This is a genomic window from Aquimarina sp. MMG015 (assembly GCF_018100855.1).
In the GTDB taxonomy this organism is placed as follows: Bacteria; Bacteroidota; Bacteroidia; order Flavobacteriales; family Flavobacteriaceae; genus Aquimarina; species Aquimarina latercula.
The window spans coordinates 135,314-148,635 of the sequence record NZ_JAGJEB010000002.1 but is presented as its reverse complement, the minus strand read 5'-3'; the positions used below and the strand labels follow the sequence as shown (position 1 = coordinate 148,635).

11 protein-coding genes are annotated in these 13,322 nt (G+C 31.3%); 5 read left to right on the top strand and 6 right to left on the bottom strand.

Going from position 1 to position 13,322, the window contains the following annotated elements:
- Positions 1 to 23: 23 nt before the first annotated feature.
- The 5 genes from J8L88_RS03950 to J8L88_RS03930 all read right to left on the bottom strand — a co-directional run bounded on the left by J8L88_RS03950 (position 24) and on the right by J8L88_RS03930 (position 7,480).
- Positions 24 to 1,304, bottom strand: a complete 1,281-nt coding sequence (locus tag J8L88_RS03950; RefSeq protein ID WP_211060015.1) for a hypothetical protein — start codon at positions 1,302 to 1,304, stop codon at positions 24 to 26.
- Between the two features lie 8 nt (positions 1,305 to 1,312).
- Entirely contained in the window at positions 1,313 to 2,854 is a 1,542-nt protein-coding gene (locus J8L88_RS03945) for an oligosaccharide flippase family protein (protein ID WP_211060014.1), read from the bottom strand.
- A 52-nt stretch (positions 2,855 to 2,906) separates the two neighbouring features.
- Positions 2,907 to 4,190, bottom strand: a complete 1,284-nt coding sequence (locus J8L88_RS03940) for a nucleotide sugar dehydrogenase (protein WP_211060013.1) — start codon at positions 4,188 to 4,190, stop codon at positions 2,907 to 2,909.
- Between the two features lie 38 nt (positions 4,191 to 4,228).
- Positions 4,229 to 5,227: an SDR family oxidoreductase gene (locus J8L88_RS03935; protein ID WP_211060012.1), complete on the bottom strand. Its 999-nt coding sequence runs from the start codon at positions 5,225 to 5,227 to the stop codon at positions 4,229 to 4,231.
- A gap of 255 nt (positions 5,228 to 5,482) precedes the next feature.
- The gene (locus tag J8L88_RS03930; protein WP_211060011.1) at positions 5,483 to 7,480 is read right to left on the bottom strand and encodes a dehydrogenase E1 component subunit alpha/beta; all 1,998 of its coding nucleotides are present in this window, start codon (positions 7,478 to 7,480) and stop codon (positions 5,483 to 5,485) included.
- A 291-nt stretch (positions 7,481 to 7,771) separates the two neighbouring features.
- Between J8L88_RS03930 and J8L88_RS03925 the strand changes: the two genes are divergently transcribed.
- From J8L88_RS03925 to ppk1, 5 genes are read left to right on the top strand one after another with little or no spacing between them, the layout of a single operon-like run.
- A complete protein-coding gene (locus J8L88_RS03925) occupies positions 7,772 to 8,722 on the top strand; it encodes an isopenicillin N synthase family oxygenase (protein WP_211060010.1) in 951 nt (316 codons plus the stop codon).
- Positions 8,723 to 8,731: 9 nt separating this feature from the next.
- Positions 8,732 to 9,061 (top strand): translation initiation factor, encoded by a 330-nt coding sequence (locus J8L88_RS03920; protein ID WP_211060009.1) that lies wholly within the window; start codon positions 8,732 to 8,734, stop codon positions 9,059 to 9,061.
- 35 nt (positions 9,062 to 9,096) lie between these two features.
- Positions 9,097 to 10,035, top strand: coding sequence for a DUF1835 domain-containing protein (locus tag J8L88_RS03915; protein WP_027391636.1), 939 nt, complete (start codon positions 9,097 to 9,099; stop codon positions 10,033 to 10,035).
- Between the two features lies 1 nt (position 10,036).
- Positions 10,037 to 10,915: a nucleoside phosphorylase gene (locus J8L88_RS03910; protein WP_211060008.1), complete on the top strand. Its 879-nt coding sequence runs from the start codon at positions 10,037 to 10,039 to the stop codon at positions 10,913 to 10,915.
- A 50-nt stretch (positions 10,916 to 10,965) separates the two neighbouring features.
- Positions 10,966 to 13,044, top strand: a complete 2,079-nt coding sequence (gene ppk1 / locus J8L88_RS03905) for a polyphosphate kinase 1 (protein WP_211060007.1) — start codon at positions 10,966 to 10,968, stop codon at positions 13,042 to 13,044.
- On the opposite strand, the gene J8L88_RS03900 is transcribed toward ppk1, so the two are convergent.
- Positions 13,024 to 13,170 carry a hypothetical protein gene (locus J8L88_RS03900; protein WP_211060006.1) on the bottom strand — a complete coding sequence of 49 codons (147 nt, stop codon included), beginning with the start codon at positions 13,168 to 13,170 and terminating at the stop codon, positions 13,024 to 13,026. The two genes, ppk1 and J8L88_RS03900, sit on opposite strands and share 21 nt — an antisense overlap.
- Positions 13,171 to 13,322: the final 152 nt, after the last annotated feature.

Below are 13,322 nucleotides of genomic sequence, written 5' to 3'. Positions count from 1 at the left end.
TCTACAATTTACCTAGTTTTTATCTATTTGAATTTTCTATATATCTTTTGCAACCAAGGGAACTTATTTCTGATAATAAATTTCAATCTGTTTGTTCCTTTATTTGCATTATTTAATTTTTCTTCTAAAAGCCTGTCCACCTTACCGTTTCTAAAATCATTCATATGTTTAGTTTCGGTTTCAAGATCATCAAAAACAAAGAAAGTATCCTCATTTTTAGCCTTTTCCATAAGTTCCCACCAGAAGTATTTTACTCCCTTGCTTCCGGAACCTATATGTAATATTTGATAAATTTTATCATAAACACTACCGTCAACTTTAAATCCATATTCATTAGGATTTTGATTATTAAGTATCAATCCTAGTATTGTTCTAAAACATTTTTCGCAATAGCTACAGTTAAACTCTGTTCTTTTTTCAGAATAGCAAACACGCAATCGAAATCTTTTATCTTTCTCTGATGCGAATTTGGCAATCAAGTCTACCTTATCTTGCCTTTTTAGTTCATACCCATCATGAAATACCTTAAAACCAGATCCCCAAGTAATCTTCTCATCAATTTCAGGTGTTGATCCCCAGTCAATATCTATATGATCCGTATAAGAAGAAGCAATATGAACTGAACCATACTTATTTACAAATGACAAAGGTGCAATCGAACCTACAAGAGCTAATCCATGTTGTACTTTTCCCCACCATCCAATATCATTTAACAACAGTTCTACTTGATAGGTATAAAAATCTCTAAGATTCGTTTCTATAAACTCCTTATTATTATCATTTAAAAGCTCTTCGTTCTCAATAAAATCCGTAAAATCATTCCATTGCTCTTTATCCTTAATTGTAATATCAGCTCCGTGAAGTGTTATTAAATCCGGTTTTTGGTCATAGATTCTAATATATGTTGCAAACGCATCTACTCCTCCACTAAAAAGCATTGATGACTTAGATTTTTCTATTGAATTTTTTATTAACTTTTTTGCAACCAATGTTCCTTCAAAACTACTAGAAGTATCTCTTTTAGCAAATTCTTGTTTTATTTTTTCCTGCGCCCTATAAAAATCTTCGTCTACTTCATCTATCTCAATAGTAAAACCAGCAAACCAAGCCATTGGTAATACATTGGACAAAAATGGAATTACTGCAATACTTAATGGAGTTTTACTAACATCTATTTGATATTTAACATAAAACAGCTCATTCTCAGTAAATAATTTTTGGATATTAGCGCCCACTGAATATTCATAGTTAATCTTATGACCATCTTCTGAATATGTAATTGCATGTAGCTTTAATGTATCCATTTTTTAATTTATTTTCGTTTCAATAATGAAACTATAGGTTTTCTAAATAATTCTCTTTCATATTCTAACATACCAACAAAATACATCATAATCGCAAAAACAATGGTATATGAAACTCCTTTAGCTATAAAATTAAACCATCCTTCACCAGGAATATAGTTAATAAAATACCCTACGGCTATTACCAGTAGAACTACCAATAAAACCTTATGAAATAACTCTTTAAAAAATCGTAGAATATTCAATCCAATTTTATTATGATAATAAAAGTTCATCACATTTTGAACAATCATCCATCCACCGACAAGCCCAACTATCATTCCTACTGCACTATACTTCATTGCTAAAAAACCACCAGCAACAACTCCAAAAATCATAAACACTAGATAAAGAATTGCCTTGAACGATAATTTATTTTTGGCTTCTAATATTGAATTCCCAAAAGCTTGTAATAAAGGTAGTGTATACCCTATCATGATAATTAGAGCAATCATATAAATTTCTCTACATTCTTCTATTCCATACCTACCATCTACAGAAGAATCTCCTCCACCAACCCATAGGTTAATAAATTGTTCTCCATATAACATAAAAGCTCCAAAAATATACATCAAAATAATAAAAGATAACCTTCCTAGTTTGATCATCATATTGGTTAACTCTTCTCCACTAGCATTGTTAACCGACATCTGTGTTGCTCTTGGTAAAAAGACACTAGAAATTGCTGTAGAAAAAGCACCATAGTACGTTCCTAAAGCGATTCCTATTCCGTAAATACCCAAAACTTTCGGTATACTAATAGCACCTAAAACCCAACTACCTGATTTCCATTGCAACATATTTACAATCGCAAATAGAAAAATCCAACTAGAATATTTGAAAATTTCTCTAATAAAATCTTTAGAAAATTGATGCAGTTTAAATCTTACTTTTAGTTTCACTAATACATAATAGGCAGACACTGAAATCGTCAGAATATTAAACACAGTATCTACAATAACTAAGGCGATAGCTCTTCCTCCAAAAAACAAGACGGCTACAATAGTTAAAGATCTTAGAATGTATCGAATTATCCCAACGGATTCTGGAAAAACAAATTTTTCGTATCCTTTGCAAATCCCAGTAAATATCATCCCCGGAAGCTGAATTGCTAAGTTAAAAACTAGAATAACAAACATCATTTTTGCTATTCTTAGTTCTTCAGGATTAAACTTCGTAAAGTATGTATCTATAAAGAAGTAAAATATAGTTCCAGAAATAACAACCAATGTAGAAACCGCGAAATAAAGTATCCTAACCGTTCCTAAGAAATTCTCTTCCCCTTTTTTATCTTTCTCCGCTCTATATTTAGCTACAAAACGAACTACTGTATTGGTCAATCCAAAATCCAGTAATGCAATTGTACCAATTAAAGCACCGATAGCATTAAATATACCGTACTCATCCTTGCCCAAATAACTAACTATCAATGGAGTTATCATAATTCCAATAACGTTAATCAAAAAGATTTTTAAGTACGTAAGTAAAGCTCCTTTTTTTAATTGGCTCAATGCAGTTGGTTTAAAGTTATTTTTGTCGCTTTATTTAGAAAGATTATTTCCATTATAATCTTCCATGCACTTCTTCTTCTTTTAATATTCCTTTTACATCATACAAGACACCATTTGGTTTTAACAATGATTTTAAATCAATGTCCAAGTATTCTTTATGTGCAACGGTTAATACAACAGCATCAAATTTCGAATCAGGTAATTCGGTGATCGTTTCAAGACCATATTCGTGAGCTACTTCTGATGGACTAGCCCAAGGGTCATAAATATCTATATTAGTACCAAAATCTTTAAGGTTTTGTATTACATCAACCGCTCTTGTATTCCTTACATCTGGACAATTTTCTTTAAAAGTAATTCCTAACACCAAAATATTAGCGCCTTTGATTTTGATATCATGATTAACCATTAACTTAATCACTTCCGAAGCGACATACTGCCCCATGCTATCATTTAATCTTCTACCCGCTAATATGATTTCTGGATGATATCCAAATTCTTGTGCTCTTTGAGCTAAATAATATGGATCAACTCCAATACAATGTCCTCCTACCAAACCGGGTTTAAAAGGAAGGAAATTCCATTTTGTCCCAGCAGCTTTTAAAACCTCATTAGTATCAATATTCATGAGGTTAAAAATTTTTGCTAGTTCATTAACAAATGCAATGTTAATGTCTCTCTGCGAATTTTCTATAACCTTAGCAGCTTCTGCTACTTTTATTGTTGGCGCTAAATGAGTTCCTGCTGTAATCACAGATGCATAAAGTGCATCCACTTTTTTACCAATTTCTGGTGTAGAACCTGCTGTAACTTTTAGAATTTTTTCTACAGTATGTAATTTATCTCCCGGATTGATTCGTTCTGGAGAATATCCTGCATAAAAATCCTCATTAAACTTTAATCCACTTATTTTCTCTAAAACAGGAATACATTCTTCTTCTGTAACACCTGGATATACTGTAGATTCATATATAACAACATCTCCTTTTTTTAATACTTTTCCAACAGTTTCGCTGGACTTATACAAAGGTGTAAGATCAGGTCTATTATTTTTATCTACGGGTGTTGGAACAGTTACAATATAATAATTACAATCTTTAATATCTTCAAGATCCGCTGAACAATATAATCCCTTATCCATTTGAGAATTATCTTTCAATACAGACTGTAATACCGTATCTTCAACTTCTAAGGTAGTATCCTTTCCGGATCTTAGTTCGCTAATTCGATTTTGATTAATATCAAAACCAATAACAGGAAATTTTGTTGCAAATAATCTAGCCAAAGGAAGTCCTACATATCCTAAACCTATTATTCCTATTTTAATATCTTTCATTTTTGTGCTTATTTCGTTCGTTAATTGGTGACCTTTAATTATTTTAAATTATCCCAATACCATTTTACAGCTTCTTTTAATCCCGACTTTATATCAAATTTAGGATCATAATTAAGAAGTGCTTTAGCTTTATCGACAGAAGCTAAAGAATGTGGAACATCTCCTTTACGTTCTGGTCCTTTGTTAACTTCAACATTACTTATTTTGGAATCAAACTCTGACAAATATTCTTTTAGCAAAGTAACTAACTCATTTAAAGTAGTTCTTTCTCCAAAAGCTGTATTATATACGTTATTTAAGGCTTTCTCATTATCGGAAACGATAGCTCTCAAATTCATTTGAATCACATTATCAATATATGTAAAATCTCTTGAAAAAGATCCATCACCATTAATTACCGGCGACTCATACTTCATAAACTGCATTACAAATTTCGGAATTACCGCAGCATACGCTCCATTAGGATCTTGTTTTCTCCCAAAAACATTAAAATATCGTAAACCAACAGTATCTAAGTCATATGTTCTTTTGAAATTATCTGCATACAGCTCATTTACATACTTAGTAATTGCATATGGTGATAAGGGTTTTCCTATTTTATCCTCTATTTTTGGTAATGCTTCTGAATCACCATAAGTGGAAGAACTCGCTGCATAAATAAATCGTTTAACTCCAGCATCTCTTGCAGCTACAAGCATATTTAGAAAACCTCCTACGTTAACATCATTACTCGTTATTGGATCATTAATAGATCTAGGCACAGAACCTAAAGCCGCTTGATGTAATATATAATCTACACCTTTACAAGCTTTATTACAATCTTCTAAATTACGAATATCGCCTTCGATAAATGTAAAATTTGGATTTTCCTTTAATGCTGTTAGGTTTTTCTTATGGCCAGTAGCAAAATTGTCTAGCCCCACAACTGTACTGTTAGCTTCTAATAATGCTTCGCATAGGTTTGACCCTATGAAACCTGCCGCTCCTGTAACTAAAACAGTAGAAGAACTAAGTAGTTCTAATTGGTTAGTGTTCATGTATTTTTATTTACCCCTTGATTTTTAATCCCCTACGCTATGTTTATTCCATAGACAGCGCGAAATTAATATTAAACAATAGAACACACAACTTAAATTCAAGGGGATTTTAACCCTTAATATTCGCTTAATGTTCCGTTATCCTATAAAAAAATCAATTCACCGAATCGAAAAAATTTAATTATCTGAAAATCAAACACATAAATTCCTACTTGATTTTATTAACAAAAACGTTTTCGAAACACAAAACAGGTATTAATACCTATAAAGTTCTATTAATTCTTTTTCGAATCTATTTTTTGCCAAATATTGAGATTCTAAGCCTGTTTCAAAAGGGATTGGAGTTTCTAAACTAGATACCCTTTTTACCGGAGCATCTAAAAATTCAAAACAATTTTCCATAATCATTGCAGAAATATCTGATGCGATACCTCCAAACATAGAATCTTCTTGTAATATAATTACTCTACCCGTTTTCTTTACAGACTCAAAGATAGTATCAATATCTAATGGTTGTAATGTCCTGAGATCAATCAAATCCGCGCTTATTTCAACATTACTTTCCAATGTATCTAGTACCCAATGTACACCTGCGCCATAACTAATAATTGTTATTTGATCACCTTCTTTCAACTTAGCAGCTTTTCCAAAAGGAATTGTATAATATCCTTCAGGCACTTGCTCCCTAACACTACGATATAGTGCTTTATGTTCAAAAAACAATACAGGATTTGGATCTTCTAGAGAAGTTAACAACAATCCTTTTGCATCTGCAGGAAATGCAGGATAAACCACCTTTAAACCCGGCGTTTTTGTAAACCAAGCCTCATTCGTTTGGCTATGAAATGGTCCAGCTCCTACTCCACCACCACAAGGCATTCGCACTACTACGTCTGCAGGTTGCCCCCATCTATAATTTGATTTAGCTAATAAATTTACAATTGGATTAAAACCAGAAGAAACAAAATCTGCAAATTGCATCTCAACAACTGCCTTTATATTGTTAACTGACAGTCCATAAGCTGTAGAAATAATTGCTGATTCGCAAATAGGTGTATTACGCACTCTATTCTTACCGAATTCTTCTAAGAAACCTTCGGTAATTTTAAAAACACCTCCATAATCCGCAACATCTTGTCCCATAATCACAAGATCATGATATTTACGCATTCCTTCTTTTAGACCATCAGAAATTGCATCTATAAGTCGTAATTCTCTAGTTGTATGATTAGGATCTACTCTCTTAAAATCAAATAATTTATAAACATCTTCTAACTCTTTATTCAAATCAACTTGAACCTTTTCTTCTTCATTTGTTCTTTGCCAATGTTCTTCAATTTCTGCTTTAATAGCGGATTTCTTTTGAAGATCATCTGTTACTGAAAGAATATTATTTTCTATAAGATATTCTTTATAATTATCGATGGGATCTTTTAAAGCCCAATGCTGCATTAACTCTTCTGGCACATACTTTGTGCCACTAGCCTCTTCATGGCCGCGCATTCTAAAAGTCTTAAACTCCAATAATACAGGTCTTGGGTTTTGTCGTATACTCTCCGAAATTTTACTCACTTTATCATATACTTCTAATACATTATTACCATCAATAATGTGTGACTCCATGCCATATCCCGCTCCACGATCGGCAAGATGCTTACAATTATATTGCTCTTTAGTTGGTGTGGATAATCCGTACCCATTATTCTCAACACAAAAAATCACCGGTAAACTCCAAACAGAAGCCACATTTAATGCTTCATGAAAATCTCCTTCACTGGTTCCTCCTTCACCAGTAAAAACCGCCGTTGCTTTGTAATTATTTTTCAAAAGGTTACCCAAAGCAATCCCGCAAGCTACACCTAACTGAGGGCCAAGATGCGAAATCATTCCAACCACATTATATTCTTGTGACCCAAAATGAAATGATCGATCACGCCCATTTGTAAAACCATTAGATTTTCCTTGCCATTGACTAAATAATCTATAAAGAGGAATATCACGACTTGTAAACACACCCAAATTACGATGCATCGGCAATACATATTCACTTTTATCTAAAGCAGCAGTAACCCCTACAGAAATAGCTTCTTGACCAATACCACTAAACCATTTAGAAATTTTACCTTGTCGTAATAAAATGAGCATCTTTTCCTCGATCAACCTAGATTTTAGCATTTTAAAATACAAAGAAGTTAATAGGTTGTCGCTATACTCTTTCTTATCATAGTCAAATAACAATTTCTCTTCTGCCATATTGTTAAAAAATCAGTTAATTCTTACACATAATGGTTTTCTAAAGTAGAAAACTCTTAGTAAATGTAATTATTTTTATCTCAGAAAAACAACCAATATCACAATACTATTAAGCACTTGTTAATTTATCATAAACAATTCTAAGAATTAATTAAATTTACTATGTTTTAATAGTTATATGTTAAAATATAATTATTTTGACAGTTCTGGGTTATATTTTAAAAAAAGACATAATTCATAATGTATTTTTAATGAAATACATCTATTTTAGTTAAAGAAAATAATACCACCATGAATAATATACCAAGTGTAGATCTTGCAGATTTTTTATCTGAAGATCCTTCACGAAAACAAAAATTTGTTGATGAAATAGGAAAAGCCTATGAAGAGATAGGTTTTGTAGCTTTAAAAAATCATTTTTTAAGTGATAATTTAGTAGAAGAATTATATAAAGAAGTAAAAGATTTTTTTGCTTTATCAGTAGCTGATAAACAAAAATATGAAATTGAAGGATTAGGAGGACAAAGGGGATATATTTCTTTTGGAAAAGAACATGCAAAAGGAAAAAAAGAAGGTGACTTAAAGGAATTTTGGCATTTCGGACAAGAACCTTCTGAAGACGCTAACTTAATAGAAGAATACCCTCCAAATGTTATTGTTGAAGAATTAAAAGATTTCAACAATACCGGAATGGAAGCATACCGAATGTTAGAAAAAACGGGGATTCACGTCTTAAGAGCCTTAGCTATATATATCGGATTGGATGAACATTATTTTGATCACTGGGCTAGTAACGGAAATAGCATTTTACGACCTATACACTACCCTCCAATAACAGAGGAGCCAAAAGGTGCCGTTCGTGCCGGTGCACACGGAGATATCAATTTGATTACACTACTAATGGGTGCTTCTACTGGAGGACTACAAGTACAACGTAAAGACGGTGAATGGATAGATGCAATACCACAAGAAGATGAGTTGGTAATCAATGTAGGAGATATGCTAGAACGTCATACTAACAATAAATTGCGATCTACGATCCATAGAGTAATAAACCCTCCTAAAGAACAATGGGGTAAACCTAGATATTCTATTCCTTTCTTTATGCATCCTAGAAGTGATATGAAATTAAATTGTTTAGAAGAATGTATTACGAAAGATAACCCTAAACAATACGATGATATTACTGCTGGAGATTTTCTTCATCAGCGCTTAGTAGAAATTGGATTGATTAAGAAATAGCAACTTCTCATGGATTTAAAAGATCAATTAAAAAATTTATTTCCTGATCATGAACCTGTTGAAGAGGAAAAAGTTATAGAAAAAGAAAATGATATTTGGATGCAAGATGATCCTATCATTTGTAAATATGAAAAAAGAAAAGGAAAACCAATTACTATTTTAGAAGGATATACTGGAGCTGACCACGATTTCAAAAAACTAGCCAAGGAAATAAAAACAAAATTAAGTGTTGGAGGTAGTTTTAAAGATGAACGAATTATTATTCAGGGAGATTATCGGGATAAAATTATGGGTATCCTTAAGGAAAAAGGATTTAAAGTGAAAAGAGTTGGTGGATAAAATCATCATATAATATTATAGAAAACTGAAGATAATTGGGGGCTAAGACATTACATATAACTAATGGCGACACTTTAACTGATCGCCTAAAAGAGCTACATCTTGTAGATGGAGAATTAATAACATGGCGTGAAATGCTCTGCGAAGGCCCCACTAGTATAAAAATTGAAACAGAAAAAGCAATAGCAAAGCGAAAAGAATTTCTTCAGAAATATTATAGAATTTCACCCGCTGATTATCAAAAAAAATTTGTTTCTCAGCTAGAAAAACTGAATACTCCTGGAAAATATGATGAAATTATATTATGGTTCGAATATGACCTTTTCTGCCACATAAATATGATAGCGGTAATAAGTCTACTACTCCGAAAAAAAATTAAAGACACTCCAATATACCTAGTATGTAGTGGTCGTGTAGAAAACGTAAAAAAATGCCTAGGTCTTTGTGAATTATCTGATGTACAATTAAAAAAACATTTTAAAGACAAGGTCTTATTAAATATAAATGATTTAGAACTTGCATCTCATATATGGACTTTATATTGTGAATCAAATCCTAAAAAGATCGTTGGTCAAATTAAAAAACAATCTTCCTTCGAGTACTTATCCATATGTTTAAGAGCACATTTGCAGAGATTCCCCAATATGCTTACTGGACTTAATATATTAGAGCATAATATCTTAGAAATGGTAGACACTTATCAGATTAAAAACATCAAACAATTGATGGGGTATGCCCTAGAATATCAAGGATTTTATGGATATGGTGATATGCAAATGAAGCGGGTACTTGCTAGACTTTTTCAGTTTTTTGATCAAACTAAAGAGCGTCTTTTATTATCCGATAGAGGAAAATTAGCGCTACAGCAAAAAAAGAATTTTTACAATACGCAAATGTTAGATTGGCACTATGGAGGTGTCAAGAAATATGACTATCTATATAACAACGAAACACATAATTTATTAAAATTATAATATGGCTATAGCCGAATCTGAACTCATTCTTAATAAAGATGGTAGTATATATCATTTAAATATTAAACCAGAACATCTAGCAGAAACAGTAATAACAGTAGGTGATCCGGATCGTGTAACTCTAGTTACTAAGTATTTTGATACTATAGAACACAAAATATCTAAAAGAGAGTTTCATACTCAAACTGGAGTATATAAAGGAAAAAGAATTACAGTACTATCCACAGGAATTGGAACAGATAATATAGACATTGTTTTTAATGAGCTAGATGCCCTTGTAAATATTGATCTAGAAACAAGAAAGGTAAAGTCCAACCATACTTCTCTCAATATTATTCGTATTGGTACTTCTGGAGCTATTCAATCAGAAATTCCAATTGATAGTTTCATAGTTTCTGAACTTGCAATTGGATTTGATAGTTTACTTCATTTTTATGATAGCAAAGACATTCAGTTTCCTCAGATCTCTGAGCCTCTAATGAAACATTTAGATTGGAATAAAGATAAATCAACACCTTATGTAGTTTCTTTTGACAAAAAATTAGGAAGACATATGCAGAGTGATTTAACTAGCAAAGGGTTTACAATAACAAACGTCGGTTTTTATGGACCTCAAGGAAGAGTATTAAGACTGCCACTCTCCGACGCAAATTTGAACAAAAAAATCGCATCTTTTAGTTATGCCGATAAGAAAATCACAAATTTAGAAATGGAAACCGCAGGTATTTATGGAATGGCAAAATTATTAGGCCATCGTGCTGTTTCTATGAATGCTATGATTGCTAATAGAGCAACCGGAAAGTTTAGTGACAATCCAGAAAAAACAGTTAATGAACTTATCAAATACACTTTAGATAAAATTGTTAGTTACCCAGATTAGATTTAACTTTTACTTAAAACTAAACAGTATCTTATAACTTAACTTTAAATATGGATCAGAATAAATACCCTTTTAAAGATAGAGATGTAAATTGGTTGAGTTTTAACGAACGTGTCTTACAAGAAGCAGAAGATCAATCTAACCCTCTTTACGAAAGATTAAAATTTTTAGCAATATTTTCGTCGAATCTTGATGAATTTTTTAGGGTAAGAGTTTCACGCTTACGTCAAATAAAAAAAATCGACAAGAAACTCCGGAAAAAACTAGCATTAAAACCCAACAAACAGGTAAAAGAAATTCTACAAAAGGTAAAAAATCAACAAGAACGATTTGGTCAAATTTTTCATCGACAACTAATCCCAGAACTTGCTAAACATAATATTTATTTAATACAAGAAATAAACTTTGATTTTAATCAACATGCATTTGTAACGGAATATTTCATTTCTAAAGTTCTACCTCTAATTAAATCTGAAATAGTTGACTTATCCAAACCCAAAAGCGTATTTCTCGAAAACAACAAATTATATTTTCTTGTAACATTCGAAGAACAAGATAGTTTTGGACTTGTTAATATTCCATCAGATGACTTAAGTCGATTTATATGTCTTCCAACTAAAAATAACAATACCTATATTGCTTTTTTAGATGATATCATACAACTCAACATGGATCAAATATTTGATAATCAAAAGATTAAAAATTGTTTTGAAATCAAATTATCTAGAGACGCCGAATTATATATTGATGATGAGTTTGAAGGTATATTAGCAGAGAAAATAAAAGAATCCTTATCACATCGAAACGATGGTCAACCAACTCGTTTATTATTCGATTCTTCTATGCCAAAAGAGGTTAAAAAAAGAACTCGAAACTTTTTTGGTCTTGGTAAAATAGATATGATGCCTGGAGGCAAATATCATAACTTTAGTGACTTTTTTAGTTTTCCTGATCCGACTAACAATCCATTTTTGCATTATCCCCCTGCAACAGAAATAAAACATAAATCATTTGATAATAATACTGATTATTTCGATGTGATTTCTAAAGGAGATCAGTTAGTACATTTCCCTTATATGTCTTTTGATTACGTACAAAACCTTATAAATCAAGCAGCAACAGATAAATGGGTTACAGAAATCAAGATTTCATTATATAGAGTAGCAAAACAATCCGAATTGACAACCTCCTTACTAAAAGCCTTAGAAAATGGAAAAAAAGTTACGGTATTTGTCGAAGCCAAAGCACGTTTCGATGAGGAAAACAATTTAAAATGGGGTAAAATTTTTGAAGAAAAAGGAGCTATGGTTTTCTATAGTTATCCTAAAATAAAAGTTCACTCTAAAATATTATTGATCAACAGAAAAAAAGGAAACGACAATATTTCTTATGCTTATATAGGCACTGGTAATTTCAATGCTAAGACATCAAAAATTTATTGTGACCATGGATTGTTCACTTCTAATCCAGAAATCACAAAAGATCTTATAGAAGTCTTTGAAGTACTATCTGCAAAAATGATATTACCCAGACCTAAAAAATTATTAATATCACCCTTTACCACTAGAGATACTTTCGAAAAGTTAATCGATATAGAAATAAACAATGCGAAAAATGGAAAGAAAGCGGGTATCAAGGCAAAACTAAATAGTTTAGAAGATAAATCGATCATTAAAAAACTATATAAAGCTAATGTAGCTGGTGTAAAAATAGAACTATTAGTTAGAGGATTCTCTTGTTTAATACCTGGGTTAGAAGGAATAAGTGAAAATATCACAGTGACCAGTATTATTGATAGGTATTTAGAACATGGTAGAATTTACTATTTCGAAAATAACGGTGACCCCAAATTATATATTGGTAGTGCAGATTGGATGACTCGTAATCTTGACAAACGAATTGAAGTATTAGTCCCTATAATAAATAATAATTGTAAGCAGGAATTAATTGAAATCCTAAATATCCAATTAAACGATAATACTAAGGCAAGAATACTAGATTTTGAAGAAAACAACTATTATAAAAAGAAAATGGACGAAAAACCGTCCATACAATCTCAATATCAAATCAGAGAATACCTTGGGGAAAGACATTCTCCAAAAAGTACCTTATCCAAACAATATCTTTAAACTAATTAAAAAATTAGTAGCTAACAATACAGCAATAAAAACAACAATTCCGTTTTCTAATGTGTTACCTTTTAATTTAGCTACTTTAACTTGGGCATTTTTATTCTTTAAAAAATTCTTTTTCATAGCAAATATTGTTTTTATTTGGGGTTAATTATTTCAAATGTAGTCGTAATTATCAGATTTATATTTCAAAAGTAATAATATTATTTGTTATTTAACGACAAAAAGCAAATAAATTCGACAAAATACACTTTTTTAACATTTTTCATACTATA

Excerpts from the sequence above, each read along its gene's own strand:
- J8L88_RS03950 (WP_211060015.1), bottom strand. The coding sequence starts at position 1,304 with ATGGATACATTAAAGCTACATGCAATTACATATTCAGAAGATGGTCAT.
- J8L88_RS03940 (WP_211060013.1), bottom strand. The coding sequence starts at position 4,190 with ATGAAAGATATTAAAATAGGAATAATAGGTTTAGGATATGTAGGACTT.
- J8L88_RS03935 (WP_211060012.1), bottom strand. The coding sequence starts at position 5,227 with ATGAACACTAACCAATTAGAACTACTTAGTTCTTCTACTGTTTTAGTT.
- J8L88_RS03930 (WP_211060011.1), bottom strand. The coding sequence starts at position 7,480 with ATGGCAGAAGAGAAATTGTTATTTGACTATGATAAGAAAGAGTATAGC.
- J8L88_RS03925 (WP_211060010.1), top strand. The coding sequence starts at position 7,772 with ATGAATAATATACCAAGTGTAGATCTTGCAGATTTTTTATCTGAAGAT.
- J8L88_RS03920 (WP_211060009.1), top strand. The coding sequence starts at position 8,732 with ATGGATTTAAAAGATCAATTAAAAAATTTATTTCCTGATCATGAACCT.
- J8L88_RS03910 (WP_211060008.1), top strand. The coding sequence starts at position 10,037 with ATGGCTATAGCCGAATCTGAACTCATTCTTAATAAAGATGGTAGTATA.
- ppk1 (WP_211060007.1), top strand. The coding sequence starts at position 10,966 with ATGGATCAGAATAAATACCCTTTTAAAGATAGAGATGTAAATTGGTTG.
- J8L88_RS03900 (WP_211060006.1), bottom strand. The coding sequence starts at position 13,170 with ATGAAAAAGAATTTTTTAAAGAATAAAAATGCCCAAGTTAAAGTAGCT.